This window comes from Caulobacter sp. GW821-FHT11A05 (genome assembly GCF_058809015.1).
In genome coordinates this window covers 1-25,321 of sequence record NZ_JBXASF010000012.1, presented here as the reverse complement: position 1 = coordinate 25,321, position 25,321 = coordinate 1, and the positions used below count along the sequence as shown (strand labels likewise).

At 69.9% G+C, this 25,321-nt stretch carries 23 protein-coding genes and 1 pseudogene; 10 read left to right on the top strand and 14 right to left on the bottom strand.

Going from position 1 to position 25,321, the window contains the following annotated elements; translation table 11 throughout:
• Positions 1-57: 57 nt before the first annotated feature.
• From AC1RSK_RS16810 to AC1RSK_RS16770, 9 genes are all read right to left on the bottom strand, one after another.
• A complete protein-coding gene (locus AC1RSK_RS16810; RefSeq protein WP_492908742.1) occupies positions 58-396 on the bottom strand; it encodes a hypothetical protein in 339 nt (112 codons plus the stop codon).
• Positions 397-586: 190 nt separating this feature from the next.
• A complete protein-coding gene (locus AC1RSK_RS16805) occupies positions 587-2,212 on the bottom strand; it encodes an ApeI family dehydratase (RefSeq protein WP_492908741.1) in 1,626 nt (541 codons plus the stop codon).
• 199 nt (positions 2,213-2,411) lie between these two features.
• Positions 2,412-2,984 carry a COG4648 family protein gene (locus AC1RSK_RS16800; RefSeq protein WP_492908740.1) on the bottom strand — a complete coding sequence of 191 codons (573 nt, stop codon included), beginning with the start codon at positions 2,982-2,984 and terminating at the stop codon, positions 2,412-2,414.
• Positions 2,985-3,018: 34 nt separating this feature from the next.
• A complete protein-coding gene (locus tag AC1RSK_RS16795; protein ID WP_492908739.1) occupies positions 3,019-3,267 on the bottom strand; it encodes an acyl carrier protein in 249 nt (82 codons plus the stop codon).
• Between the two features lie 11 nt (positions 3,268-3,278).
• On the bottom strand, positions 3,279-3,545 hold the full coding sequence (locus AC1RSK_RS16790; RefSeq protein ID WP_492908738.1) for a phosphopantetheine-binding protein: 267 nt from the start codon (positions 3,543-3,545) through the stop codon (positions 3,279-3,281).
• Complete coding sequence (locus AC1RSK_RS16785; RefSeq protein ID WP_492908737.1) at positions 3,542-4,321, bottom strand: lysophospholipid acyltransferase family protein; 780 nt, start codon at positions 4,319-4,321, stop codon at positions 3,542-3,544. Before AC1RSK_RS16785 ends, AC1RSK_RS16790 begins: the two co-directional genes overlap by 4 nt.
• Entirely contained in the window at positions 4,321-4,974 is a 654-nt protein-coding gene (locus AC1RSK_RS16780) for a beta-ketoacyl synthase chain length factor (RefSeq protein WP_492908736.1), read from the bottom strand. The genes AC1RSK_RS16785 and AC1RSK_RS16780 overlap by 1 nt, the downstream gene beginning before the upstream one ends.
• Before the next feature lie 153 nt (positions 4,975-5,127).
• Positions 5,128-6,516: a carotenoid oxygenase family protein gene (locus AC1RSK_RS16775; RefSeq protein ID WP_492908735.1), complete on the bottom strand. Its 1,389-nt coding sequence runs from the start codon at positions 6,514-6,516 to the stop codon at positions 5,128-5,130.
• Between the two features lie 23 nt (positions 6,517-6,539).
• Positions 6,540-7,592 (bottom strand): DUF2855 family protein, encoded by a 1,053-nt coding sequence (locus tag AC1RSK_RS16770; RefSeq protein WP_492908734.1) that lies wholly within the window; start codon positions 7,590-7,592, stop codon positions 6,540-6,542.
• A 79-nt stretch (positions 7,593-7,671) separates the two neighbouring features.
• Here AC1RSK_RS16770 and AC1RSK_RS16765 point away from each other — a divergent pair, with 79 nt between their 5' ends.
• The 5 genes from AC1RSK_RS16765 to AC1RSK_RS16745 all read left to right on the top strand — a co-directional run bounded on the left by AC1RSK_RS16765 (position 7,672) and on the right by AC1RSK_RS16745 (position 13,826).
• On the top strand, positions 7,672-8,274 hold the full coding sequence (locus tag AC1RSK_RS16765) for a TetR/AcrR family transcriptional regulator (RefSeq protein ID WP_492908732.1): 603 nt from the start codon (positions 7,672-7,674) through the stop codon (positions 8,272-8,274).
• Between the two features lie 60 nt (positions 8,275-8,334).
• On the top strand, positions 8,335-9,402 hold the full coding sequence (locus tag AC1RSK_RS16760; protein WP_492908731.1) for a calcium-binding protein: 1,068 nt from the start codon (positions 8,335-8,337) through the stop codon (positions 9,400-9,402).
• A 59-nt stretch (positions 9,403-9,461) separates the two neighbouring features.
• Positions 9,462-9,839, top strand: coding sequence for a hypothetical protein (locus AC1RSK_RS16755; protein ID WP_492908730.1), 378 nt, complete (start codon positions 9,462-9,464; stop codon positions 9,837-9,839).
• A gap of 60 nt (positions 9,840-9,899) precedes the next feature.
• Positions 9,900-11,192, top strand: coding sequence for a hypothetical protein (locus AC1RSK_RS16750; RefSeq protein ID WP_492908729.1), 1,293 nt, complete (start codon positions 9,900-9,902; stop codon positions 11,190-11,192).
• Between the two features lie 99 nt (positions 11,193-11,291).
• Positions 11,292-13,826, top strand: a complete 2,535-nt coding sequence (locus tag AC1RSK_RS16745; protein ID WP_492908728.1) for a beta strand repeat-containing protein — start codon at positions 11,292-11,294, stop codon at positions 13,824-13,826.
• A 169-nt stretch (positions 13,827-13,995) separates the two neighbouring features.
• On the opposite strand, the gene AC1RSK_RS16740 is transcribed toward AC1RSK_RS16745, so the two are convergent.
• The 4 genes and pseudogenes from AC1RSK_RS16740 to AC1RSK_RS16725 all read right to left on the bottom strand — a co-directional run bounded on the left by AC1RSK_RS16740 (position 13,996) and on the right by AC1RSK_RS16725 (position 18,425).
• The gene (locus tag AC1RSK_RS16740) at positions 13,996-15,063 is read right to left on the bottom strand and encodes a lipocalin-like domain-containing protein (RefSeq protein WP_492908727.1); all 1,068 of its coding nucleotides are present in this window, start codon (positions 15,061-15,063) and stop codon (positions 13,996-13,998) included.
• The gene (locus AC1RSK_RS16735) at positions 15,063-17,603 is read right to left on the bottom strand and encodes an FtsX-like permease family protein (protein WP_492908726.1); all 2,541 of its coding nucleotides are present in this window, start codon (positions 17,601-17,603) and stop codon (positions 15,063-15,065) included. Before AC1RSK_RS16735 ends, AC1RSK_RS16740 begins: the two co-directional genes overlap by 1 nt.
• Positions 17,600-17,741, bottom strand: a pseudogene (locus tag AC1RSK_RS16730) (hypothetical protein); the annotation flags it as partial. The gene AC1RSK_RS16735 and the pseudogene AC1RSK_RS16730, both read right to left, overlap by 4 nt.
• A gap of 12 nt (positions 17,742-17,753) precedes the next feature.
• On the bottom strand, positions 17,754-18,425 hold the full coding sequence (locus AC1RSK_RS16725; protein WP_492908725.1) for an ABC transporter ATP-binding protein: 672 nt from the start codon (positions 18,423-18,425) through the stop codon (positions 17,754-17,756).
• A gap of 388 nt (positions 18,426-18,813) precedes the next feature.
• Here AC1RSK_RS16725 and AC1RSK_RS16720 point away from each other — a divergent pair, with 388 nt between their 5' ends.
• Positions 18,814-22,203: a hypothetical protein gene (locus tag AC1RSK_RS16720; protein WP_492908723.1), complete on the top strand. Its 3,390-nt coding sequence runs from the start codon at positions 18,814-18,816 to the stop codon at positions 22,201-22,203.
• A 16-nt stretch (positions 22,204-22,219) separates the two neighbouring features.
• Here the strand turns inward: AC1RSK_RS16720 and AC1RSK_RS16715 are convergent, their stop codons facing one another.
• Positions 22,220-23,080: a pirin family protein gene (locus AC1RSK_RS16715; RefSeq protein ID WP_492908722.1), complete on the bottom strand. Its 861-nt coding sequence runs from the start codon at positions 23,078-23,080 to the stop codon at positions 22,220-22,222.
• Between the two features lie 101 nt (positions 23,081-23,181).
• Between AC1RSK_RS16715 and AC1RSK_RS16710 the strand changes: the two genes are divergently transcribed.
• The 4 genes from AC1RSK_RS16710 (at position 23,182) to AC1RSK_RS16695 (ending at position 25,240) form a co-directional block, all read left to right on the top strand.
• Positions 23,182-23,487, top strand: coding sequence for a type II toxin-antitoxin system TacA family antitoxin (locus AC1RSK_RS16710; RefSeq protein WP_492908721.1), 306 nt, complete (start codon positions 23,182-23,184; stop codon positions 23,485-23,487).
• Positions 23,484-23,987: a GNAT family N-acetyltransferase gene (locus AC1RSK_RS16705; protein WP_492908720.1), complete on the top strand. Its 504-nt coding sequence runs from the start codon at positions 23,484-23,486 to the stop codon at positions 23,985-23,987. Before AC1RSK_RS16710 ends, AC1RSK_RS16705 begins: the two co-directional genes overlap by 4 nt.
• A gap of 75 nt (positions 23,988-24,062) precedes the next feature.
• Positions 24,063-25,013: an aldo/keto reductase family protein gene (locus tag AC1RSK_RS16700; protein ID WP_492908719.1), complete on the top strand. Its 951-nt coding sequence runs from the start codon at positions 24,063-24,065 to the stop codon at positions 25,011-25,013.
• Entirely contained in the window at positions 25,013-25,240 is a 228-nt protein-coding gene (locus AC1RSK_RS16695) for a hypothetical protein (protein ID WP_492908718.1), read from the top strand. The genes AC1RSK_RS16700 and AC1RSK_RS16695 overlap by 1 nt, the downstream gene beginning before the upstream one ends.
• Positions 25,241-25,321 lie beyond the last annotated feature (81 nt).

Sequence of the window (25,321 nt, the reverse complement as noted above, 5' to 3'; positions counted from 1 at the left end):
ACGAGAAGGGCCGGCTCCGCGAGGAGCCGGCCCTTTTTCGTTGCCGGTTGGCCCTGGCTAGCCGCGCACGGCCATGGTGGCCTTGGCCGCCGTCGGCGGGGTGCGCAGGATGCCGGCGACGCGCTCGAGGAACTCCCGGCGACGCGCCATGGCCCCGGCGATGTCCTGCATTTCGCGGACGACGCGGCTGCTGGTGCGGCTGGCTTCCTCGACCAGGCGGTCGGCGACCGCCGGCAGGTGTCCGTCGCCCTTGCGCGCGTCCATCAACGCCGCATGGCTCCGCGCCTCACCGATCCGCTTCTGGACCAGCGCCTCCACCTCGACCCCCGCCTCGGCGCGCGCCGCCAGGCTAGAGAAGTCGTTGGCGTAGAGGCGGACGAATCCTTCCTCGATCATGGGGTCTCCTGTCAGGGACGGCCGAGGGCGCGAATGTCATGGGTGCCCATGCGTCGCTCCACAGCCTGCAGGCGGGAGTACGCGGCTCATGGCCGTCTCTCTCAGTCGCTGGCGCCCAAGGGTCTTGGCCAGCGATGGAAGCTGTTTAGCCGCAATGGCCCGAAAAGTCACCCGAAGATGGTAATCGCGCCTAGCCCACACTGCCGGAGGAGGCTTCGCCGCCGTTGGCGCGCAGCCAGCGGAAGCTCAGGCGGCCCCTGTCGCGGTCGGCGGTCAGGGTCAGGTCGAGGGTCTCGCCCGGCCGGACGATGTCCTTGAACTTCACCCGGTTGAGGTCCGAGCCCTCCGGCGCCCAGCCCAGCACCTCGGCGGCCAGCAGCACGGCCATATGCACCTGGCTGATGCCGGGCAGGATCGGCTCGCCGGGGAAGTGGCCCTGGAACCAGGCCATGGTCGGCGGCAGGGTCACCTTCAGCTGCGCGACGTCGCCCTCGCGGCTGACCAGCGCGAAGGGCGGCATGCGGGGCGCGTCGAACAGGGCGCGAAGGTCACTCAAGCGGCGTTTTCCCTGGGCGTCGGTCGGCAGTCGATCGACGAACCGCCAGTGTTTAGGCCTCTCGATCGGCTCCAGTCTATCGGCCAAGGCGGCGCGAAGATGGCGCCCGAGCCGAAAAGCCCCTTCCGCCTCCAGCGCCGCCTGACCGTCAGGGCTCAGGGCGACGACGGCGGCCAGCGCGCCCTTGCGGTCCTGCAGGGTGAAAGCGGCCGCCTCGGTGGCCAGCGGCAGGGCGGCCAGGGCCTCCTCGACGCGGGTCAGGGAGACGCGCTTGCCGTCGATCTTCTCCATGCGGTCGGCGCGGCCGAGCAGGCGGAAGCGGCCGTCAGTGAGCGCCTCCCCACGGTCGCCCATCGGGAAGGGCTCGCCGCCGTCCAGGTAGGGGGTGGTGACGCTCAGGGCCCCGTCCTCGCCCCAGCCCAGTGTGACCACCTCGAACGGCGTCCAGGGCTCGTCGCCGGCCTGTTGGCGGCGCCAGGCGACGCCGCCGGTCTCGGTGCTGCCCAGCACCTCGGTCACCGGCCGGCCGAAGGCGGCGGTGCAGGCCAGGGCGGCGGGGGTCTGCAGGAGCTGGCCGGAGGAGAAGATCAGGTCCGGCGCCTGGGCGGCCAGGTCCATGCCGGGCGGCAACCGGGTCAGGTGGGCCGGGCTGGAGATCAGGGTGACGCCGCGGCCCAGCCTGCCGTCGAGGTTCTCCCAGTATTCGGCGGCCCGGTCGGCGCTGGGGCGGCCGGCCATCACCGGCCAGACGATGCGGTAGATCAGGCCGTAGATATGCTGGTGCGAGACGGTGGCCTGCACGGCGCCAGCCTCGGGGCCGAACACCGCCTCCAGGGCCCGGGCCTCGGTCTCCAGCTGGGCCAGTCGCCGTTCAATGCGTTTGGGAACGCCCGTCGAGCCGGAGGTGAAGAAGGTCAGGGCGACGTCGTCGGCGGCGTCGCCGAAGGTCGCATCGATACCGTCCGACAGGACGATGGCCGCGTCGTCGAGCAGCCGCGCGCCGGCTCCGCCAACCTCGGCCAGGTAGGAGGCCTGGGTATGGGCCGGAAGCACCAGAGGCCTGCGGGCCACGGCGGCGGCCAGCAGGGCGGCGGCGAACAGGGCGGCCGAGGCGGTATGCAGGAACAGCGGTTCCTCGCCGTCCATCCGGGGGGCGAGGTCGGCGGCCGTGGCCCGCAACTGGCCGGCGGTGACGTCGCGCTCGCCGGTGAACAGCACATGGTCGGCCCCGGCCGCCAGCAGGGTGGCGATGAAGGACATCACAGTGCCCTTCTCCCGCTTGTCGGGAGAAGGTGGCCCCCGAAGGGGGTCGGATGAGGGCGGCGCCGGCTGAGGAAGGTAGGCGGCTGTACGGGTGGCGCCAGAACGCGCGCAATCGGACCGGCCGGCGCTGCCCTCATCCGACCGCTTCGCGGCCACCTTCTCCCGACAAGCGGGAGAAGGAACGAACCCTCGCCCGTCACGCCGCCTCCCCCTTACGCACCCACTTCCGCACCAGGAACTCGCCGCCGAACAGCGCCCCCATCAGCAGATAGGCGATGAAGCCATTGTACAGGGTCCAGACCTCAAGGCTGGCATAGAGGGCGGTCCACAGGGCGGCCAGGCCGTTGAGCAACAGAAAGCCGCACCAGACGAAGGTCACCTTGCGGGTGTAGCGCACGCCGGCTTCCGGCAGGTCCGGCTCGGCGATGCGGGCCAGCCGCTCGATCATGCTGGGGCCTTTGAAGAGGCTGGCCGCGAAGGCCGCCAGCATGGCCGCGTTCATGAACACCGGGTAGAAGCGCACCGCCTTATGGGCGTCCCAGACCATGGTCAGGCCCATCAAGAGGGCGACGACCAGCGGGGCCAGGGCCATGCCCAGCGGCACCCCCTTGCCCCAGCCGAAGGCCACCCGCAGCACCAGCAGCAGGCACAGGGCCGCGACCACGGGGATCGGGCCGATGGCCTTGACCGCGAACAGGGCGATGAACGGATAGAGCAGGGTGATCACCGCCAGGGCGACGGTGGCCAGGTCCGGGCGACGCCGCCCCACCCCTTTGCCTTGGGCGGGCGGACCCGCCGTCGGTTCAGCCATTGGCGGTGAGTTGTTCCGTCACGTCGAGCACGTCGTTGATCGTCCGCACCGACTTGAACTGCTCCGGCGTCACCTTCTTGCCGGTGATCTCCTGCAGCTTCACCATCAGGTCGACGGCGTCGATGCTGTCGAGGCCGAGGTTCTCGACCAGGTCGGCGTCGGGGGTCAACTCATGCTCGGGGACCTCGAAGGTCTCCACGAGGAAGTCGGCGATCTCTTTGTAAACGGCCTGTCTGTCCATCATCCCCTCCGTCACGCGGCCTGCTGTTGGGCGGCGACGAACTCGGCGAGCGAACGGACCGACTGGAAATGGGCCCGGGTGCTCTTGTCCTCGGCATTGATCTTGATGCCGTACTTTTTCTGCACGCCGACGCCAATCTCCAGCGCGTCGATGGAGTCGAGCGCCAGGCCGGAATCGCCGAACAGATTTTCCTGCGCGTCGATGTCATCGGGGGTCACGTCCTCGAGGTTGAGGACATCGATGATCATCACCTTGATGTCGTGTTCCAGGTCGCTCATGCGCGCAGCTTCTCTTCCATCATCTCGTCGACACGAGTCACCAGGTGACGCGCCGCGACAGGCAGCGGGTCTTGCCCTGCGAATTCAAAAACTTCAATGCGGTCATGCACGATCAACGTCCAGTGCGGCTTAGTGACCGGCACCCGGTACCAGGGCACGCCCTTCTGCAGATTGGGCGGCACGCAGGTGATGCTGACCAGCCGCACGGGCGCGCCGGCCTTCAGCGCCGCATAGGCGAAACCGCGCTGCATGACGCGTGGCTGGCCGGGAACGGTGCGCGAGCCCTCCGGGAAGATCACCACATTGTTGCCCTCGCGCAGGGCCTGGGCGCAGTCCTCGAGCAGCCGTTCGGGATCGCCGAGGTTGGGGATGTAGCCGGCGGCCCGCACGACGCCGGCCATGAACGGGTTGTTCCACACCCCGGCTTTCACCACGCATTTGGTGCGCTGCATGAAGGCCATCATGAAGACGATGTCGAGCAGCGAGGGATGGTTGGCGACGACCATCACCCCATGGTCGGCTTTCAGCTTGTCCTCGCCGCGGCATTCGTAGGTCAGGGTGCCCATCAGCCGCATGATGCGGATGTAGAGCCGCCAGGTCCGCTGCACGATGATCTGGGCGATCCGCTGGCGCAGGTCGCGGGCGTGGAAGCCGATGTTGATCAGCGGGAAGATGGCCAGGGCCATGGCCAGGCCGCCGACGCCGAACAGCAGGAAGGAAATGCCGGTGCTCACCACCCGGCCGCCCCGCTCGACCTTGCGCAACAGGCCCATCATCAGGCGGCCGCCCGAACGTCGGCGGCGGCCCTGACCGCCCCGGCGCCCGCTTCCAGGGCCCCGATCAGGGCAAGGGCGCCGGTCCGGCCGCGCCCGACCTCGGACACATCGCCCGCCGCGCCCAGGCCCAGACGCAGCGCCAGGGCGACGAAGGGCGCGTCCGGCTCGTGGTCGAACTCGGCGTAGACGCCCGGCATGATCTGCTCGGCGAACAGCACGACGACCTGCGCGGCCTCGCCCGACGATAGCCGCAGCCAGGCTTCCAGCAGGCCGGCGGCCAGGCTGGCGTCGCCGGCGGCGACCGCCGTGTGGCTGGATTTCTCGCCGACCACCTGGGCGGTCAGCCCCGGGGCGGCATTGTGGACGCAGGCCGAGAAGGCTGACGGCGACAACAGATCGGCCGCGACGATCGCCTCGGAGAGCATGAGGGCGGTGGTCACGTCGCCATAGCGCGAGGCGAACACCAGCTCGCAGCCGGGCGTGGCGACGCCGACCGCGCAACGCACGGCGGCCAGGGAAAATTTCGGCATGCGTCGGCGCAGGCCCGTGGGCACGGCGTCGGTCCCCGCCGCCCGTCCATGCACGGACTCAAGACCCGCCGCGTCGATGACGACGCCGCTCCAGTCCAAAACCGCCAGATCGGCGATAGCCATCAGCCCCACTCACGCTCGGCGCCGGACCTATACGCGTCCAGCCTTGACCGCCCCGGCTGGCCCCCTGCCCACCGTTGGTTTTCATCCTAGACGGACCCGTGGGCGGAGCAACCTATGAAAGGGGGTGTGGCGGCGAACAACCGCAACTGTGGCCTAGAGGGCAACGAAATTGGCGTGGAAACCGAAGGGGATGCGGCGCGGCACGGGGGCCAGGGCCACCGGCCCGGCGGCCACATCCAGGGCGTCGAACACCGCCAGCTCGCTGGTGTCGGTGCGTGGCCTGAACAGGATGGTCAGGATCCAGCCGTCGCCCTCGGCCGAATCAGCCGAGCGCGGCACGAAGATCGGCTCGCCGACCCCGCCGACGCCCTCCTCGGTCCAGACGCTGCGCTCACCCGTGTGGGTGTCGAGATGGGCCAAGCTGTCGCCGCGGATGTCGCCCGGCCGGCGCTGCTGGCCGGAGAACCAGGCGTGGCGGTGCGGCTGCTGGGCCCGGCGCTCGTCGCAGCGAGGGAACTCGCCGGCCAGGTCATCGAGGACCTGCTCGGTCGCCACCGGTTCTTCGCCGGAGAGGTCGATCCGCCAGCGCAGGGACACCGCCCCGGTCTCGCGGCCCGGAGAGCCGTCGGCCAGCGGGAAGAAGGGCGCCTGCGGGTAGCGCATGACGTCGACCACCAGGCTGTCGCCCTCCTCCCAGGCGTTGGTCACATGGAAGACATAGCCGGCCGAGACCGGCGCCCAGCGCAATGAGGCCACACCCTGCTCGCGGTCGATGATGGCCAGTTGGGCTTGCTTCTCCGGCTCCCAGGCGAAGGCCGGCTTGCCGCTCATCGCCCGCTCCAGGCTGCCGGTCAGCGGCAGCAGCGGGATGATCACGAAGCGGTCGGTCAGGGCGAAGTCATGGATCATCGAGCAGTAGGGGGCGTCGAAGGTCTCGCGCTTGATCAGCACGCCATCGGCCCCGGCGACGCCCCAGCTGACCTTGTTGTTCAGCGGCATCTCGTCGTCGGAATAGGCGATGAAGACCAGCTCGCCGGTGCGCGGGTCGACCTTGGGATGGGCGGTGACCTTGCCGCCGAAGTCGCGGTAGCCGACCGGCTCCAGCGTGCCGGCTTCGACCTCGAACGGGGCATGCGCCTCCTCCAGGGCCAGCAGGCGGCCAGCGTGCAGCATGATGTTGGTGTTGGCCACCCCGCTGTCGGTTCCCATGACGCTGGGATCGGTCAGCATCGGGTTGCCCATCGGCCCGTACAGCCGCCGGCCGGCCGCGTGCTCGGTCTGCCAGCGCGGAGTGCGGACATAGCGGTTGCGGTAGCGCACCTTGCCGCCCTCGATCTCGAAGGCATGGACCATGCCGTCGCCGCCGAACCAGTGGTAGGCCCGCTCGTCCGGTTCGTACTGCGGGTTGGGACCGATGCGGTACAGAGTCCCGGAGATGGCCTCCGGCAGCAGGCCGATGACGGCCAGGTCGAAGTCGTCTTCGCTGCGCACCGGCGCGAAGTTGCCGCGCAGAAAGGGGTTGCCCCGAGATTCGCCATCCATGATCCGCTTCTCCCGTTTGTTTTCTAGAGTTTGACGATCAGCCCGGTGTCGGGCGACGCCTTGCCGCCGACCACCGCCGCCCAGGCCTGCGCCAGCCCGTCCGGCCCATGGGCCGTCTCCAGCTTCAGCCAGGGGCTGCCGGCCACGAAATCGGCGAGGGCCTCGGCGAACCGCCGGCCGAACTCTGCCGGGCCCCACTCCCCAATCCGCTTGCGGATCTGGTCGGGGGCGAAGAACAGGGCCCGCGGCGCGCCCGGCAGGTCGCCCTGTTCGGGCGCGGCCTCCCAGTGGGTGACCCCGACGATGGCGCTGTGGACGACGGCCTCGGCGAACTTGCGGTGCAGGCGGCCGATGACGCCCGCGTTGCCGGCGAAATCGACGATGGCCACCGGGCCGTCGAGGCTCAGCCTTTCGATGTCGTCATAGGCGACGACCTGGCCAAACGTCCCCACCGTCTCCAGGAAGGCCTTGTTGCCGGGCGAGGTCAGGCCGATGACGGCGACGCCGCGCTTGGCCAGGCGATAGGCCAGGCCCAGGGCCGTCTTGCTGGAGGCGCTGGTCAGGATCACCGATCTGGCCCCGAAGTCGCCGGCCTCTTCCAGGAAGTCGTCGATCAGCCAGCTGGTGGCGAACAGCGGCCGCAGCAGGGAGCGGTGATCGTCCGTCGCCGTCGGCTCCTGCGCCTGGGCATACTCGTTGTAGGTCGGCGGCAGCTGGGCCCGGTGCTCGGCCGCATCGACGTAGCCGCCGCCGCGCTTGACCAGCCTGGCCGTGAAGTGGCTGGACATCGGCAGGTAGCCGAACAGGCGCAGGCCGGGCTCGATCCCCTCGACCTTCGAGGCCACGACGGTCGCGAACCCCCAGACCGGAATGCGGCCGTACCCGTCGGGGGCCGGGAAGAATTTCCAGTAGCCGAACGCGTCGCCCATCGCCCCGTAAGTGACGTTGTTGGCGGTGACCGAGAAGCTCTCGACCGCCAGCAGGGCCTCGCCCTCGGCCAGGTCGGCGGCCGGCGCGGCGCGCAGCTCACCTTTGGTCAGGTCGTCCTTGGCGATCAGATAGTCCCAGCGATCCATGGCGTCCTCTTTATTTTACGATGTAAACTTATAATGTAAGCTATAGGCTCTGACAACAGCTTCTCATGGTTTTGTGTCCTTGCCCCGCGCCCTTTCCCCCTCCCAGGTCGAAGATTTCCGAGAGCGCCTCTGCGCCGCCGCCGAGCGTCTGTTCGCCGAGCATGGCCCCGAGGCGGTGACCATGCGCCAGCTGGCCGCCGAGCTGGGAGTCAGTCCGATGACCCCCTACCGCTACTTCAAGGACAAGGACGACATCCTCGCCGCCGTCCGGGCCAGCGGCTTCGGCCGTTTCGCCGAGGCGATGGAGGCCGCCTTCCACGCCGAGACCGACCCGGTCGCCCGGTCGGAGGCGGTGGGCCGGGCCTATGTCCGCTTCGCCCTCGAACAGCCGGACGCCTACCGCCTGATGTTCGACCTGTCGCAGCCCAATGAGGCCGACTATCCCGAGCTGGTCGCCGCCAGCGGCCGGGCCCGGGCGATGATGGTCGGCCAGGCCCAGGGCCTGGTCGACAGCGGCAAGGCCAAGGGCGACCCGGAGCTGATCGCCCATATGCTGTGGGCCACCCTGCACGGCGGGCTGGTGCTGCAGATGGCCGGCAAGCTGCCCTCCACCGTCGACCCCTCGGCCCTGCGCCGCGGCGTCTTCCAGACCCTGCTCAAGGGCCTCGCCCGCGACGACTGAGCCGTTGCCCACAACGGGGCGCCCGGCTAGGGTGAGGTCAGTGTCTTGAGGGGGTTTTCCATGTCCAGCGCCAGCACCATCGCCGAGGAACTCGCCGCCGCCGCGGCCGGCGGCGACCAGGACGCCCTCGGCCAGTTGCTCAACGACGCCGTCACCCTGTCGCTGCCCGATCCGGACGACGATAACCTGGTCATCGGCGGCGGCCACGACGACACCTTCGACGGCATGGAGGGTGACGACACCCTCCGGGGCATGCGCGGCGACGACACCCTCAACGGCGGCGAGGGCGACGACGCCCTGTTCGGCGGGGGCGACGCGGACGTCCTCAACGGCGGAGAAGGCATCGATAACCTCGACGGCGGCAACGGCAACGACGCCCTGAACGGCGACAACGGCGCCGACATCCTCTACGGCCAGCGCGGCGCCGACACGCTCAAGGGCGGCGCCGGCGAAGACAAGCTGTACGGCGGCCACGCCGCCGACACCCTCGACGGCGGGGCCGGGGTCGACACCCTCAAGGGCGGGACGGGCAACGACACCTACATCGTCGACGTGGTCGGCGACATCCTGCAGGAGGTCGGCTTCGGCCGCGACACGGTGGAGTCGGCGGTTACCTGGACGCTGGGCATGTTCTTCGAGGAGCTGGAACTGACCGGTTCCACCGCGATCGACGGCACGGGCAACGACGCGAAGAACAAGCTGACCGGCAACAGCGGCGCCAACAAGCTGCTCGGCCAGGACGGCAACGACACCCTGGCCGGTGGGGCCGGGGCGGACACCCTGACCGGCGGGCGCGGCAACGACAGGATGGCCGGCGGGGCCGGAGCGGACACCTTCGTGCTGTCCGCCGAGAGCGTCGGCCTGCGCGAGAAGGACCGCATCAGCGACTTCTCGGTCGGCGACGGCGACCTGATCAACCTGACCGCCATCGACGCCAACACCGCGACCGACGGCGACCAGGCCTTCACCGCCGTGGCCGAGCTGACCGGCGTCGCCGGCCAGATGAGCCTCTCCTACAAGGCCGGGACCACCACCCTGAAGCTGGACGTCGATGGCGACGGCAAGGCCGACTACACCATGAAGATCAACGGCGACGTGACGATGCACACCTCGACCTGGCTGCTTTAGGCCGGATCGACCGGGCCCCTCGGGCGTTTGAGTGGAAACCAGTTCAAGGAGTTCCCCTCATGCCCGCCGCCCAAGGTCCCGCTTACGTCCCCACCCAGTTCACCGACGGCGCCCCCGCCAACGACGGCGGCGGCGCGCTGGGCTTCCTCGACCGCTTCTTCGGCGTCGATACCCGCCAGGCGGTGGCCGAGAAGGCCCATGACGCCCGCGCCCTGGTCGCCGAGAAGACGCAGGACGCCCGCGCCAACCTGTCGGTCGCCGGAACCCGGCTGGTCGCCACGGCCAGGGCCCATCCCGTGCTCAGCGTGCTGGCGGTGGTCGGCGGCATCGCCGCCATCGGCCTGCTGGCCAATCCCGCCACGCGCCGGGCGGCCATCGCCGGCGGGACGACGCTGTGGTCGAAGTACGGCTCCAAGCTGACGACGCCCAGCGCCTAGCTACCCAATCGCCCGAGAGCATGCGAAACCCCGGACGGTCTCCACTGTCCGGGGTTCTCCATGTTCAAGCGCCTGCTGCCCGTCCTCGCCGCCTGCCTGCTGACCGCCTGCGCGGGAACCCCCAAGGCCGCCCCCGACAGCCTCGACGCCATCGCCGTCGACTTCGTGAAGCTGACCCTGGAGGCGGGCGTGCGCGAGGAGGGCTACGTCGACGCCTACTACGGCCCGCCCGAATGGCAGGAAGCCGCCAAGGCCGCGCCGCGCGATCAGGCCAGGCTGCGCACGGACGCCCGCGCCCTCTCCGCCCGCCTCGCCGCCCTGCCGGCCGCCACCGACCCGCTGGTCCAGCGACGCCGCGTCTTCCTGGCCGGCCAGCTGAAGGCCGCCGACACCCGCCTGTCCATGGCGCTGGGCGACAGGTTCAAGTTCGCCGACGAGGCCGAGGGCCTGTTCGGCATCCGCCCGCAGCTGAAGCCGCTTGCCGCCTACGATCCCCTGCTGGCCCGCATCGAGGCCCTGGTCCCGGGCGAAGGGCCGCTGTGGCAGCGGGTCGACGCCTTCCAGAACCGCTACATCATCCCGACCGACAAGCTGGATGTGGTCATGCGGGCCGGCATCGCCGAGTGCCGCAAGCGCACCGCCGCCCACATCGCCCTGCCCGCCAAGGAGCAGTTCACCCTGGAGTTCGTGAAGGGCAAGAGCTGGTCGGGCTACAACTGGTACAAGGGCAACGCGACCAGCCTGATCCAGATCAACACCGACCTGCCGATCCGCATCAGCCGCGCCATCGACCTGGGCTGCCATGAGGGCTACCCCGGCCACCACGCGCTGAACATGCTGCTCGAGCAGAAGCTGGCCAAGGGCCATGGCTGGATCGAGTACGCCGTCTATCCGCTCTACAGCCCGCAGTCGCTGATCGCCGAGGGCACCGCCAACTACGGCATCGACCTGGCCTTCCCCCTGGCCGACAAGATCACCTTCGAGCGCGATGTGCTGTTCCCCCTGGCCGGGCTGGACCCGGCCACGGCCGAGCGGCAGGTGGCGCTGGGCGAGGCGACCAAGGACCTGGCCGGCGCCCGCCTGACCATCGCCCAGATGTATCTGGACGGCGAGATCGATCGCGAGACGGCCATCGGCCTGGCTCAGAAGTACCAGCTGATCAGCCGCGCCCGGGCCGAGCAGTCGATCAGCTTCACCGAGACCTACCGCAGCTATGTCATCAACTACGGCCTCGGCCAGGAGATGGCCCAGGCCTATGTCGAGGCCGCCGCGCCCGACCAGGACGGGCGCTGGAAGGCGTTCGAGCGGCTGATCTCCGAGCCGACGATTCCGGCCGACCTGCTGAGGCGTTAAACACCCCATTTCGGGGGCTTTCGAAAATATCGGCGTTCGGTAGTCTGTCGAAATCCCGACTGAGGCAGGCGCTTCGGTTCGCCAGACCCGGAGCCCCCGATGCCTCTCGCCGCCGTCATTGAAGTGTTCGCCCTGGACGGAGACACCGGTTTCCAGGTCAACGGCGAGGCAACCCTCGACTATGTCGGCAAGACGGTGGCGGCAGCGGGCGATATCAACGGCGACGGCATCCAGGACTTCATCATCAGCGCCGTCGGCATCGATCCCAACGGCGTGGTCTCGGGCGGCGCTTACGTGGTCTTCGGCACGGCCTCCGGCTTTGCCGCCAACCTGAACCTGTCGACCCTGGACGGGACCAACGGTTTCCAGATCAATGGCGAGGCGGGCAGCTTCACCGGCGGCGGCTCGCTCGGCGGCACGGTCTCGGCGGCGGGCGATCTCAACGGCGACGGCGTCGATGATCTGATCGTCGGCGGCCCCAGCGCCGCGCCCCACGGCGCCAACTCCGGCGCCGCCTGGGTGCTGTTCGGCAAGGACACCTCGGTCGATGGCGACTTCTCGGCCAACATCGAACTGAGCGCCCTGAACGGGACCGACGGCTTCCAGATCAACGGCGAGGCGGTCGGCGACCAGGCCGGGGCGGTGGTCTCCTCGGCCGGCGACATCAACGGCGACGGGTTCGACGATGTCATCGTGGCGGCCTATCGCGCCGATCCGAACGGTTCGCTGTCGGGCGCGGTCTATGTGGTGTTCGGCAAGGACACGGCCGTCTCCGGCGGGTTCGGGGCCAACTTCGAGCTCAGCAGCCTGGACGGCACAAACGGCTTCCAGATCAACGGCGCCGTCATCGAGGACTACGCCGGCTTCTCGGTCGCGGCGGCGGGCGACATCAACGGCGACGGCGTCGACGACCTGATCATCGGCGCGATCGGCTCGGACGATCCCACGAGTACGGCCGGGGCGGCCTATGTGGTGTTCGGCAAGACCAGCGCCTTCACCGCCGGCTTCGACCTTGCCGACCTCGATGGGACCAACGGCTTCCGGGTGACCGGCGACCTCACTGGCGACTTTGTCGGCGTCTCGGTGGCGGCGGCGGGCGACTTCAACGGCGACGGCGTCGACGATCTGGTCATCGGCGCCCACAGCGACGAGTCCATCGGCAGCACCGCCGGCGCGACCTTCGTCGTGTTCGGCAAGGACACCGCCGTCGACGGCGACTTCACCGCCAGCTTCGCCTTGAGCACGCTGAATGGGACCAACGGCCTGCGGATCAACGGCCAGGCGGGTGAGTACAGCGGCCGGTCGGCAGCCGGGGCGGGCGACGTCAACGGCGACGGCATCGACGACCTGGTCATCGGGTCCTACCGGGCCTCGCCCAACGGCATGACCTCGGGGGCCGCCTATGTGGTCTACGGCCGCGACACCGCCTTTGGCGCCACGCTCGAGTTGGCCGACCTGGACGGGACCAACGGCGTCGTCATCAACGGCGAGGACGCGGGCGACTACCTCGGCGTCGACGTCTCCGCCGCCGACGTCAACGGCGACGGCCTGAGCGACCTGATCATCGGGGCCAGCTATGCCGACCCGGGCGGCGACGCCTCCGGCGCGGTCTACATCATCTTTGGGCAGGCCGCCGGCTTCGCGGGCACACCGGCCGACGACGGCTACACCGGCGGCGGCGCGGGGGAGACCATCTCGGGCCTGGGCGGCAAGGACACGCTCAGCGGCCTGGGCGGCGACGACACCATCGACGGCGGCAACGACAACGACCTGCTCTACGGCGGCGACGGGCTCGACGACCTGATCGGCGGCTCGGGCAACGACTGGCTGCAGGGCGACGCCGGGGACGACGGCCTCAGCGGCGGCGACGGGGCCGACAAGCTGTTCGGCGGCACGGGGTCCGACAGCCTGCTGGGCGGGCTGGGCAACGACCGCATGGAGGGCGGCAGCGAGGCCGATGCCCTGACCGGCGCCGACGGCAACGACTACCTGGACGGCGGGACCGGAGCCGATGTGATGACCGGCGGCCTGCTCAACGACGTCTACATCGTCGACGATGCCGGCGACACGACGGTGGAGCTGGTGGGCGAGGGCTACGACATCGTCCGCACGGAGCTGAACTGGTTCCTGGCCGACAACATCGAAGCGCTGGAACTGCAGGGCTCGACCGATGTCGACGGCAACGGCAATGCCGGGGCCAACAACCTGCAGGGCAACAGCGGCTCCAACACCCTGTACGGCGCCAACGGCGTCGACACCCTCAACGGCAATGACGGTAACGACTTCATCCAGGGCGGCCGGGGCAACGACCTGCTGCGCGGCGGCCTGGGGGCGGACGCCTTCCTGGTGTTCTCCGAAAGCTTCGGCAATGCGGCGCTGGAGACCGATCAGATCTATGACTTCTCGGCCGCCGAGGGCGACTACATCAACCTGTCGCCGATCGACTCCGGCGCCGCTGGCGGCGCCTTCACCTATGTCGGGACCACCTTCACCAAGCAGGCCGGCGAGATGACGCTGACCTTCGCCGGCGGCATCACGACGCTGCGGCTCGACATCAACGGCGACAGCAAGGTCGACTACCAGATGAAGATCAACGGGGATGTCACCGGCGAGACGGGCGACTGGGTTCTGTAGGGCGCCCCCCACGTTCCGATCATCCCGACGAAAGTCGGGACCCAGTGTCCACCGGCGGACCAGGCGCTGGCGCTGATCAGAGCTGAACCCACAACCTACTTGCCAGCTGGGTCCCGACTTTCGTCGGGATGATCGGAATGTGGGGGGAGTTCGGGGAGGCTGACTGGCCCTACAGCGTCAGTTTCCCGAAGTACCCCGTCAGCTCAAGGTAGCCGCTCGCCTCCTCGCCGCTGACCGCGCCTTCCCAGTAGACCGGGCCGCCGCCGGCCCGGCTGTCGAGTTCCTGGTCGTCGAACAGGGGCTTCAGCAGGATGGTGCGCGGCCCGCCGGGCAGCGGGGCGGTGATCGCTTGTTCGACCGGGTAGAGCGCCTGAGTGCGCGGCGAGCGCCAATGCCGGCGGGCCTCGAACTTGAGTTCCCCTGGCCGGAAGACGGTCAGCTGGCCCGTGGGGCTGCGGTAGGAGCCGCCGGTCCATAGGGGCTTGCCGGCGGCGTCGCGGACCTGGAAGGCGGTCAGGGCGCCGCCGTCCTTGAGGTTGAGGCCGGCCCAGTCCCAGCCGACGGCGGCGGGGTTCAGAAGGGTCGAGGACCATTCGCGGTCGAGCCAGGCGCGGCCCGTGACCTTCACCGTCTTGCCGCCACGCCGCACCGTGCCGGTCACCGCCATCTGTGGCAGGCTGTAGTAGTGGCTGGCCTCAGTGGGTTGCGGCCCCTTGCGACTGTAGCCGTTCTGGCCTTGCAGCAGCGGCGGCTGACCGGGGGCGAAGGTCAGGTCGAGGGCGAAGTCGCCGCCGCCGGCGTGGGTGCGCCAGCGGTTGTCGGGGCCGCGCCTGAGCGACCAGTCGTCGAGGATGAGAGCGCCGTCGGTCTCCGACGCCTCGGCCAGGCCGAAGCCTGCGCGGGCGACGCGCTGGCTGTGCAGCAGCTTTTGCTCCTTCGGGTCGGACAGGGCGGCGTGGGCGAAGAGCACCTGCTTGGCGGCGAAAGCGCTGGGGTTGGCCTGGTCGACGTCGGGGCGGGTGCGGAAGAAGGTGACCTGGAAGCCGAGTGGCCCGTCCGGGGCGTCGAGCCAGCCGGTGACGTACCACCACTCGGTGCGGAACTGGGGATGGGAGCCGTGGTCACGCGGGAAGGCGATGGTCTCGGCCGGGGTGACGGGCGCGTAGACCGGGGCGACGCGGCCGGTGTCGGCGGCGATCAGCAGCAGCGCGGCCAGGGCGGCGACAAGGCTACGCATCACCAGTCCTCCCGCACGGCGCGGACGGCGTCGGTCGACAGGGCCCGGCGGCCGGCCAGCAGGGCGGCGCCGGCCGAGGCGGCGATCAGGGTCACCGTCACCACCGCGAACAGGCCCCAGGGCAGGCGGGTCTGCATGGTCCAGTGGAAGGACTGCGGATTGACCACATGGATCAGCACCTGGCTCATGATCAGGCCCAGGGTCAGGCCGGCGGCGACCCCGACCGTGCCCAGCAGGGCCCCCTCGATGGCCAGCATGGCGGTGATCTGGCGTTTGCGGACGCCGAGGTGGCGCAGCATGCCGAACTCCTTGGTCCGGGCCAGGGTCTGGGCCGAGACGGTGGCGGCGACGCCGGCCAGGCCGACGAGGATGGCGACCAGCTCCAGCACATAGGTGATGGCGAAGCTGCGGTCGAACAGGCCAAGGGCGATGGCGCGGATCTGGCCGGGTCGCAGCATCTCGGTGCGGGCGGCGACGTCGGGCGGCAGGGCGGCGCGGACGGCGGCGGAGACCTCATCGACCTTGGCGCCGGGTTTCAGGGCGATGGAGGCCTCGCCGCGCAGGGGGTCGCCGGTCAGGCGGCTGTAGTCGTCGCTGGTCAGGACCACGGCCCCGTTCTGGCGGGCGTAGTCGCGCCAGAGGCCGGCGACATAGGCCTTGGGGCGGCCGTTCAAGGGCAGCTCGATCGTCTGGCCGACCTTCAGGTGGTTGAGCCAGGCGGCCGGTTCGCTGACCCAGATGGGGGTCAGGCCACCGGGGGCGGGGCGGGATTGGCCGATCAGCGGCACCCGGGCGCCGGGGTTGTCGCGGGTGATCGGCTGGGCGACCAGGGCGACGGGCGGGGCGTCGGGGGTCAGGCGCAGGGGCGTGGCGCGGGTGAAGTGGACGGCGGCGACGCCGGGGACGGCGGCGATCCTGGCCTGGCCGGCGGCGTCGAGGCCGCCGACCTCGGAGGGGCCGGCGAAGCGGATGTAGAGGTCGTCGGGCAGCACCTGGCCCAGCCAGTCGTCGACCGAGCCCCGGAAGCTGGAGACCATGACGGCCATGGCGATCATCAGGCTGGTCGAGGCGACGATGCCGCAGAGGGCGACGGCGGCCTGGCTGGGCGCGCCCCACAGGCGGCGGACGGCCAGCTCGGCGGCGGGGCTGGGCAGGGCGCGACGCTCCAGCGGCGAAAGCAGCAGCCGGGCCAGCCAGGGCATGGCCGCCACCCCACCGGCCAGCAGCAGTGCCATGGAGACGTAACCCAGCAGCGGCAGGCCGTAGACGGCGGGGGCGAAGGCGCAGGCGGCGCCGAGGCCCAGCAGGATGAGGGAGAGGCGGATGCCTGGCCGGGCCGAAGGGTCGATAGCGTCGCCGACGTTCTTCAGGGCCACGGCCGGCTGGGCGTTGGCCGCCTCGCGGGCCGGGATCAGGCTGCCGACCACGGCGCAGGCCAGGCCGAGGACGAAGAAGACGCCGGCCGCGATGGGGGCGAAGATCAAGGTCGGCCGGGCGCCCTGGAAGTAGCCGCTGCCGAGGTCGCCGCCGAGCAGGCGCAGGGCGGTGTCGGCCAGCAGCAGGCCAAGGCCCAGGCCCATGCCGGAGCCGACCGCGCCGACGATGGCGCCCTCGGTCAGCACCTGGACCAGCAGGGCCCGGCGATTGACCCCCAGCACCCGCAGCAGGGCGAACTGGGCGCGGCGGCGGGCGACCGACAGCGACTGGGCCGAGAAGACCAGGAAAGCGCCGGTGAGCAGGGCCATCAGGGCCAGCATGTTGAGGTTGACCCGGTAGGCGCGGGAGAGGCTGTCGCTGCGCCGGGTCTGGCTCTCCTGAGTGACCACCTCGGCCTCGGGCGGCAGGACGGCGGTCAGGCCTTTGCGGACAGCGGCGGGATCGGCGCCGGGGCGGAGCTTGAGGTCGACGCGCTGCAGGCGGCCCAGCTGGCCGAAGCGCCACTGGGCGGCGGCGATGTCCATGACCACGATGCGGCGGCCCTCGGCGACGCCCGGCAGCGGCCCGGCGATGGTCAGGGGCACGGTGCGACCGCCGGCGGCGATGACGATGGTCTGGCCCGGCTTGCGGCCCTCCATCAGGGCCGGGGAGACGAAGGCGGCGTTCTCGTCGAACACCGCCCCGGCCGCGCCGAAACCGCCCTCGCCTGCCCCTGACGGCCGGCCCAGCAGGTTGGGGGTGACGGCGGCGGCGCGGAAGATGTCGAGGCCGATCAGGGTCAGCCGCTGGTCCTCGCCGGGGACGACGGCGGTCAGCTGGATGACCGGGCTGGCCAGGGCGACGCCGGGGGCGTGGGCCAGCCGGGGATAGAGGGTCTCGTCGAAGCCGGCGGGGGAGACCGACTGGACCTGCAGGTCGGCGTCGCCGTTGACGGTGCTGATGGCCTTGGAGAATTCGGTCAGGGCCGAGGCGTTGATCAGGTGGACGGCGAAGCCCAGGGCCACGCCAACGGCGATGGCCAGGGCGGCGGTGACGACCCGCACCGGCTGGCTGCGCCACTCGCCGAGGATCAGCCAGCGCAGAGCTGCCAGACTGATGCTCACCCCTCCCCTCCGTCATCCCGGACGGCCCGAAGGGACGATCCGGGACCCAGGGGGGGACGGAGCGCCGGCATCGCGGCTGCCGACTTCAGCGCGGGCGGCCCCTGGGTCCCGGCTCTCCGCTTCGCTCCGGCCGGGATGACGGTGAGTTTGTCAGCCATGGGGCCGCAGGCCTTCGCGGGTCAGGGTCAGCCAGCGGTCGGCGGCGGCGCCCACCTTCTCCGAATGGGTGACGATCAAGAGGGCGGCGCCGGCCTCGCGGGCCTGGGCGCCGAGCAGGTCCATGATCCGGCCGGAGGTTTCCGGATCGAGGTTGCCGGTCGGCTCGTCGGCCAGGATCAGGGCCGGACGGTGGACCAGGGCGCGGGCGATGGCCACCCGCTGCAGCTCGCCGCCCGACAGCTGGCGGGGATAGTCGCCGCCCCTGCCCTGCAGGCCGACGGCGTCGAGCATGGCCGTGGCGCGGGCCAGGGCTTCAGACGGCGCCGTATGGGCCAGGACCAGCGGCAGGGCGACGTTGCGGGCCAGGGTCAGGTGCGGCAGCACATGGAAGGCCTGGAAGACGAAGCCGATGCGGTCGCGGCGCAGCAGGGTGGCGCCGTCGTCGTCGAGGCCCGACAGCGACTGGCCGCCGATGACGATCTCGCCCTGGTCGGCCCGGTCCAGGCCGGCGATCAGGTTGAGCAGGGTCGACTTGCCCACCCCACTCTCGCCCATGACGGCGACGAACTCGCCGGCCGCCACGGCGAGGTCGAGGCCCTCGAACAGCACCCGTCCGCCGGGCAGCGACTTGGTCAGGCCATGGAGCGCCAGCATCGGGGTCATGCGGCGCGCCTATCGAAGCGGGACCCAGTATAGCAGGTTTTCACGGCGGAAAGTATGCAAACCTTTGAATTAGATGATTTTTTGTGTTGTTGCGGGGTATGGAAAGGGTTGTGGTCGGATAGCAATAACGTTGGGGTGACGTTGCGGTTTTGCCGGTGCGCAGTTGCAGAAGGGTCGGGTGTCGCGGGCGGCGGGCGGGAGGTCATCGGCGGCAATCTAACGGCTGAGCCGGCGAGGGAAAGGCGGCGATTGAGGAACCGGAATTTTACCCGGGGAGAATGGCGAGGGCCTTTAAAACCACGCAACAACCCCTTGACGAATTTCTGAGTCAATCGCAATTCTGGCGCGAATTTCCAACCGCACTGACAGTCCTGGGGAGGGCGATGTCATGACGGCTCCGCGTCTAGCCGACCAGCTCGAATTCATCGCCAGCGCGCCCGATCCGAAGGCCGAGAGCTACTATTTCGAGCACAGGATCAACCGCATCGCGCCGACCGCCCCGGCCGATCACCGGATCATCGGGGTGACGGTGGTGCTGGAGGCCGGGGGCAAGCTGCACGCCGCCCTGCACAAGGAGCGCAAGGACAACAAGCTCGACCGCACGACGCCGAGCATGGACATCCGCTCGGTGACCATCCTGTGCGACCGGCTGGAGATCAACAGCCCGGTCTGCATCCCCGAGGCGGATCTAAGAATCTTTGCCCGGGAGATCGTCTTCGGGCCGAAGGGCGAGCTGGACACCCGCCCGCTGGACTGGCGGATGCAGCGGGCCCAGGACGCCAACACCACCGGCGGCGACGGTGAGACCGGGGCCAACGGCCACAACGCCGGCGCGATCACCCTGATGTGCGGCACGGTGCGGCAGTCGGACGGCAAGGCGCTGGGCGCGGCCAAGCGGCTGAAGGCTAACGGCGGCCGGGGCCAGGACGCCGGCCACGGCAAGAACGGCCGGGACGGCGACTCGCGCAACACCCTGACCAGCCACCGCTTCGGCCATAACGAGTGGCCGTTCAAGGACAGCTGGTTCAAGCCCAAGTTCACGCCGCCGGCCTATTATTACGACGCCTCGATCAAGGTGCTGGAGGGCATCACCGCCGAGCATAAGAAGTGGGGCGCGGAAGCAGCGCCGACCTCCGGAACCGACGCCCGGGCCCCCGGCATCCCTGGCGACGGGGGCGACGCCGGAACGCTGACCACAAACGCCGCCGACCTGGCCAACAGCTTCGAGTCGGGGGCCGGGGCGGCGGGGGCGATGGCCCCGGACGCCGACGGCGGCAAGGCCGGCCAGCCGACCGAGAGCGCCAACTACACCCTGACCTGCTACTACGACATGGGCGGCACCGACGACGGCCGGGTCGACTATGCCAAGACCACCACCAAGACCACCGCCGGGGTCAGCCACAAGGCCAAGCCGTCGCTGAACGGCGGCGGCAAGCGGCCGGCCTCGCCGCCGCTGGCGGCGCAGCAGGCCTGGCTGCATCCCGACCTGTTGCGCCATATGCTGATGGTCATCCGCGACCTCTACCTGGGCAACGCGCGCGAGCGGGTCGGCCTGCTGCTGGGCGCCTATGCCGACACCCTGGTTCTGGGGCCGCCGTCGGGGGCGGCGAGCGGCTGGACGGCCGAGAACACCCCCGAATGGCACGCCTCGCTGGCCGAGGTCTCGGCGCTGCGCCAGCGGCTGGAGCGGCAGGAGGACTATTTCGGCAACCCGGCCGGTTACGCCCCCTTGCTGTCGCTGCAGAGCGCGCTGCGGGCCTATGACCTGGAGTCGGAGACGGCGCTGAAGACCCTGCTGCTGGCGCGCTGGGTGGCGGCCAAGGCCCAGACCCAGGCCAACGCCAGCAGCGCCTGCGACGCGGCGGTCACCGTGCTGAACGAGAACAGCAGCAAGATCGCCGCCCAGATGATCAAGACCCAAGCGCTGCTGACCTCTCTGGAGGCCCAGGCCGACGAGGTGCTCGACGATATCGACGCCGCCCAGACCAGCCTGTTGCGGCTGCACACCAAGCTGATGAACGAGGCCGGCGCCGACGCCATGAAGAAGGCCCAGATCAAGTTCGCGGTGAACCTGGGCGCCGCCATCCTGCAGGTGGTGCCGGTCGGCCAGCCGGTGCTGGGCACGATCGGCAAGCTGGCCTCGGTCGCCGCCGACTTCGACAAGAAGGACCCGACCGCCTCGGTCAAGGAAGCCGGCGAAACCATCAAGGACGCCGTCAAGAAGTCCAAGGAGGCCAAGAAGGAGGCCGAAAAGGCCACCAAGGAAGCGGTCAAGCAGGCCAAGGAGGACGGCAAGACCGAGGAAGAGATCGAGGCCATCAAGAACAAGAAGCCCTCGGCCTGGGCCAAGGCCTCGGCGGGGCTGGGCCCGGCCGGCGAGCTGGCCGGCAAGGCCTTCAAGAGCCTGCAGGTGCCGCAGTCGGAACTGGACGCCGAGGTCGAGAAGTTGAAGGCCAAGAGCAAGGAATGGGAGAAGCTGGCCGAGGAGATCCGGGTGCTGGCCGAGAAGAAGGCCAAGCTGTTCACCGAGATGGGCAAGGCCATCCAGCAGATCTCGGAAGGCTACGCCCGGGCCTCGAACAACGCCTCGGCGGTGGTGTCGCTGAGCGGCCAGCGCAGCAAGGCCCTGGCCCTGCTCGACCCGGCGGCGCTGCAGTACATCGCCGACCTCGGCCAGCGGGCCGAGATCGCCCTGACCACCAGCCTCTACTACCTGGTGCGGGCCTATGAGACGACGGCCTTCCGCCCGGCGGAGGTGAATTGGGCCATCGTCCAGGTGTTCAAGAAGATCGACGAGCTGATCACCGCCGGCAAGGACAAGGACGCCGAGACGGTGCTGGCCCAGGTCAAGCTCCTGAGCCCGATCTTCGAGCAGAACCTCAAGACGCTGCACGGCAATCTGTTGAAGGACGGGCTGCTGCAGACCGAGGTCCTGCCGCTGGAGCTGACCATCGGGCCGGACCAGCCGGAGGCCCTGGCCGAGCTCAACGGGGTTGGCCGCACCCGCATCGATCCGGTCCGCCGCGGCCTGGTGCGGCCGCGCCAGCAACGGGCCCTGCTGTCGAAGATCCACCTGGACACGCTGGAGTTCGAGGGGGCGGCGCCGGGGTCGGGCAACTGCCTCCTGACCCTGACGGTGGGCGACACCGGCGTGGTGCGGATCGACGAGCACCTGTTCGGGGTGCGGCGCGACAAGCCGATGGTGTGGAGCTGGAGCTATGGCTTCACGGGCAGGAAGGTGTCGCCCAGCGTGCCCAGCCCCTCGTCGCTGGACCTGCTGAACGCCATCCTGCAGACCACCGACCAGGGGGTGCGCCAGAAGCTGTCGCTGCCGCCGGTGTGGACCGACCTCGACCTGGAGGTGGCGTTCAGCGACCTGCCGGCCAGGGCCGAGCCGCCGAAGATCAGCAAGCTGGTGCTGCGCTTCGAGATCGAATGGTCGCCGACCAAGCAGGGGCAGGTGGTGCTGGACGTCCGTCCCGGCCACCCGGCCCTCGAGGTGGCCCTGAACCGCGCCGACCTGGGGGGCCGCAAGGACGGCATGGGCGGCTTCCAGCGGGTGTTCGGCCGCGGCGCGACCGTGGAGCTGAAGGCCGACAACGGCCGCGACTTTGCGTTCAAGGAGTGGGAGATCGACGGCAAGGGACGGGGCAAGGGGCCGCTGACCCTCGAACTGAAGCAGGACACGGTGGTCACGGCGGCCTGCGTCGCCATGTTCATTCCGACCGAGGCCGATCTGCTCGCGAATATCCCGAAGCCGCCGAGGGTGTTCCGCTGAGGGGGCGGGGCTCAGATTAGAGCGAGACGGTCCCGAACTGGCCGGCGTTGTAGTCGGCGATGGCCTGGCGGATCTCCTCGACGGTGTTCATGACGAAGGGGCCGTGGGCGACGACCGGGGCGCCGATGGGGTCGGCGTGGCCGAAGGCCAGGCGGGCGTCCGGCAGGCCCTCGATCTCCAGATGATCGCCGGCCAGGTCGAGGGTGACTAGGTTCCATCTGGGGATGTCGCGGCCGGCGATGCGGACGGCGCCGTCGACCACGTAGAGGAAGACGTTGCGGCCGGCGAGGCCGTCGAAGTGCAACCGGCCGCCGCCGCGAAGGTCGAGGGTCGACATGAAGACGCCGGTCAGGCTGTCGATGGGGCCGACGGTGTCGCCATACTGGCCGGCGATCAGATGCAGGCGGGCGCGGCCGTCGTCTGCCTCGTGGACGGGGATGTCGGCCTCCTGCAGGCCGATGTAGCGGGGCGGGGCCATCTTCAGGGCCGGCGGCAGGTTGACCCACAGCTGCAGGATCTCCAGCGGGCCGCCCTGCTGCTTGAAGGCGGCGGGAGAGACCTCGGCATGGACCAGGCCGGAGCCGGCCGTCATCCACTGCACCCCGCCGGCCCGGATGACGCTCTCATGGCCGCCGCTGTCGAGGTGGGCCATCTCGCCGGCCAGGATGAAGCTGACGGTCTCGAAGCCGCGGTGCGGATGGGGGCCGAAGGGCAGGCCGCGATTGTTCGGCGGGTAGGTCTGCGGGCCGTGGTGGTTGAGGAACAAGAAGGGGTCGACCTGGTCGAGGCCCGGACCCGGCACGGGGCGGCGGGTGGTCAGGTCGGCGATGTCGTCGCGGCGGGCCGGGTGCAGGGCGAGGACGGTCTTGTGGGACATGGGACCTGTACTTCGGCGCGGACGCCCCGTTCGGCAAGAGGGGGTCGGAGACGATCCCATTTCGTCATGACATTGTCCGGACAATGTGCTAGGCTGCAACCATGACCGCCAAGGCCTCCCGCTCCGAGAAACTGGACCTGCGCCTCACGCCTGCAGACAAGCAGCTGTTGCAGGCCGCCGCGGCCGCCAATGGACGGTCGGTCAGCGAATTCGTCCTGGATAGCGCCTTGGCGCGGGCGGAAGATACGCTGCCGGATAGGCGTCGGTTTGCGTTGAACGCCGAGGACTGGGCCACCTTCCAGGCCGCGCTGGACGCGCCGCCCCGGCCCGTGCCCCGGATGGCCCGGCTGCTTCGGGAGCCCAGCGTCTTCGATGCGCCCTACCCCGGTGTGGCCGAGGAGGAATGAGTCCGCTCCTGCTGATCGAGAAGCTGCGGCGGGACCACGCCGTGGAGGACTTCGATTGCGGCAATGAGGCCCTCAACCGCTTCCTGATCCGTCATGCGCTTCAGAGCCAGATGGCGAGCGCCGCGCAGACCTATCTGGCCGTCGAGGGCCTGCAGGTCGTCGGCTACTACAGCCTGGTCGTTGGCGAGGTTCCCTACGACGATGCGCCGGAACGGCTCGTGAAGGGTCTGGCCCGTCACCCGGTGCCGATGATGCTGCTGGCGCGACTGGCGGTCGGGGTCGGTCATCAGGGGCGAGGTCTGGGCGCCGGCCTGTTGCGGGACGCCATGTTGCGCACGCTGCAGGCGGCCGACATCGCGGGGGTCCGGGGCTTGGCCACCCATGCCAAGGACGAGCAGGCGCGGGCCTTCTACGGCCGCTACGATCTGGTCCCGTCCCCCACCGACCCCTTGCACATGATGATGTTGCTGAAGGACGTGCGGGCGGCATTGCGCCGATAAGCCCGGTACGCAGTCAGGGCGGGTTGTTTTGGAAGACCCGGAAGGCCTAGGCTTAGGCAAACGGGAGAACGCACCATGAAGTACCGCCAGCTTGGGTCGAGCGACCTGCAGGTTTCCGAGATCGCGCTCGGCTCCTGGCTGACGGCCGGGGTCGGGGTGGAGAAGGATATGGCGATCGCCAATATCCGCCATGCCCTGGACCTGGGGATCAATTTCCATGACACCGCCAACGTCTATGGGCGCGGGGCGGCCGAGACGGTGACCGGCGAGGCGCTGGCCGGCGTGCCACGCGACTCCTACGTGCTGGCCACCAAGCTGATGGGCGACATGGGGAACGGCGACGTCGGGCTGTCGGCCGTGCAGGTGCACAAGCAGATCGACGCGTCGCTCAAGCGCCTGCGCACCGACTACGTCGACCTCTACCAGTGCCACCGGTACGATCCCAACACGCCGCTGGAAGAGACGATGGAGGCGCTGAGCGAGGTGGTGCGGGCCGGCAAGGCGCGCTGGATCGGGTTTTCGGAATGGTCGCCGGACAACATCCGCGCCGCCCTGGCCATCCCCGGGGTGGAGAAATTCGTCTCCAGCCAGCCGCAGTACAGCCTGCTGTGGCGGCGGCCGGAGAAGGAAGTCATCCCGCTGTGCGCGGCCAACGGCATCAGCCAGATTGTCTGGTCGCCGCTGGCCCAAGGGGTGCTGACCGGCAAGTACGACCCCGAGGCCCCGCCGCCAGCCGACAGCCGGGCGGCCAGCGAGGAGATGAGCGGGGCGATCAGCCGCTGGATGGAAAAGCCGGTGCTGCAAGCGGCGCAGGCGATGAAGCCGCTGGCCGCCGAGGCGGGACTGAGCCTGGCGCAGTTCGCCCTGGCCTGGGTGTTGCGCGTGCCGAACGTCGCCTCGGCCATCGTCGGCGCCAGCCGGCCCTCACAGCTGGACGACAACGCCAAGGCGGTCGAAGCCAAGGTCGATCCGGCCCTGTTCGCGCAGGCCGAGGCGATCGCGGCGGCGGCGCGGGAGGCGCGCTGATGCTGGCGCGGACGCCAAAGCCGGTGTGTGTGGAATGCGGCCTGGCCTATGGCGCGCCGGGCTTCGTCTTCCACCACGGGCGGCGCGAGGAAGGGCCGGCCTACTGGTCGGACCGTGGTCTGCTGTGCTCGCCGGGGTGTGCGACGGCGCATGCCAGGAAGCGGTTGGCCGAGGGGACGATGCCGAAGGGGCCGGTGGATTGTCCGGTGGACTGGTACGCGTTTTAGATTCAGTTCCTCCCCCTTCGGGGGAGGGGGACCGCGCGCGCAGCGCGTGGTGGAGGGGGTTCCCACCGGCGGTTCAGCTTC

What these genes read in the sequence shown, in the direction of transcription:
- AC1RSK_RS16695 (WP_492908718.1), top strand. Translation starts at nt 25,013, where the DNA reads ATGCTGGCGCGGACGCCAAAGCCGGTGTGTGTGGAATGCGGCCTGGCC.
- AC1RSK_RS16760 (WP_492908731.1), top strand. Translation starts at nt 8,335, where the DNA reads ATGTCCAGCGCCAGCACCATCGCCGAGGAACTCGCCGCCGCCGCGGCC.
- AC1RSK_RS16720 (WP_492908723.1), top strand. Translation starts at nt 18,814, where the DNA reads ATGACGGCTCCGCGTCTAGCCGACCAGCTCGAATTCATCGCCAGCGCG.
- AC1RSK_RS16740 (WP_492908727.1), bottom strand. Translation starts at nt 15,063, where the DNA reads ATGCGTAGCCTTGTCGCCGCCCTGGCCGCGCTGCTGCTGATCGCCGCC.
- AC1RSK_RS16715 (WP_492908722.1), bottom strand. Translation starts at nt 23,080, where the DNA reads ATGTCCCACAAGACCGTCCTCGCCCTGCACCCGGCCCGCCGCGACGAC.
- AC1RSK_RS16745 (WP_492908728.1), top strand. Translation starts at nt 11,292, where the DNA reads ATGCCTCTCGCCGCCGTCATTGAAGTGTTCGCCCTGGACGGAGACACC.
- AC1RSK_RS16780 (WP_492908736.1), bottom strand. Translation starts at nt 4,974, where the DNA reads ATGGCTATCGCCGATCTGGCGGTTTTGGACTGGAGCGGCGTCGTCATC.
- AC1RSK_RS16795 (WP_492908739.1), bottom strand. Translation starts at nt 3,267, where the DNA reads ATGGACAGACAGGCCGTTTACAAAGAGATCGCCGACTTCCTCGTGGAG.
- AC1RSK_RS16805 (WP_492908741.1), bottom strand. Translation starts at nt 2,212, where the DNA reads ATGTCCTTCATCGCCACCCTGCTGGCGGCCGGGGCCGACCATGTGCTG.
- AC1RSK_RS16770 (WP_492908734.1), bottom strand. Translation starts at nt 7,592, where the DNA reads ATGGATCGCTGGGACTATCTGATCGCCAAGGACGACCTGACCAAAGGT.
- AC1RSK_RS16710 (WP_492908721.1), top strand. Translation starts at nt 23,182, where the DNA reads ATGACCGCCAAGGCCTCCCGCTCCGAGAAACTGGACCTGCGCCTCACG.
- AC1RSK_RS16775 (WP_492908735.1), bottom strand. Translation starts at nt 6,516, where the DNA reads ATGGATGGCGAATCTCGGGGCAACCCCTTTCTGCGCGGCAACTTCGCG.
- AC1RSK_RS16750 (WP_492908729.1), top strand. Translation starts at nt 9,900, where the DNA reads ATGTTCAAGCGCCTGCTGCCCGTCCTCGCCGCCTGCCTGCTGACCGCC.
- AC1RSK_RS16790 (WP_492908738.1), bottom strand. Translation starts at nt 3,545, where the DNA reads ATGAGCGACCTGGAACACGACATCAAGGTGATGATCATCGATGTCCTC.
- AC1RSK_RS16700 (WP_492908719.1), top strand. Translation starts at nt 24,063, where the DNA reads ATGAAGTACCGCCAGCTTGGGTCGAGCGACCTGCAGGTTTCCGAGATC.
- AC1RSK_RS16725 (WP_492908725.1), bottom strand. Translation starts at nt 18,425, where the DNA reads ATGACCCCGATGCTGGCGCTCCATGGCCTGACCAAGTCGCTGCCCGGC.
- AC1RSK_RS16705 (WP_492908720.1), top strand. Translation starts at nt 23,484, where the DNA reads ATGAGTCCGCTCCTGCTGATCGAGAAGCTGCGGCGGGACCACGCCGTG.
- AC1RSK_RS16810 (WP_492908742.1), bottom strand. Translation starts at nt 396, where the DNA reads ATGATCGAGGAAGGATTCGTCCGCCTCTACGCCAACGACTTCTCTAGC.
- AC1RSK_RS16785 (WP_492908737.1), bottom strand. Translation starts at nt 4,321, where the DNA reads ATGATGGGCCTGTTGCGCAAGGTCGAGCGGGGCGGCCGGGTGGTGAGC.
- AC1RSK_RS16755 (WP_492908730.1), top strand. Translation starts at nt 9,462, where the DNA reads ATGCCCGCCGCCCAAGGTCCCGCTTACGTCCCCACCCAGTTCACCGAC.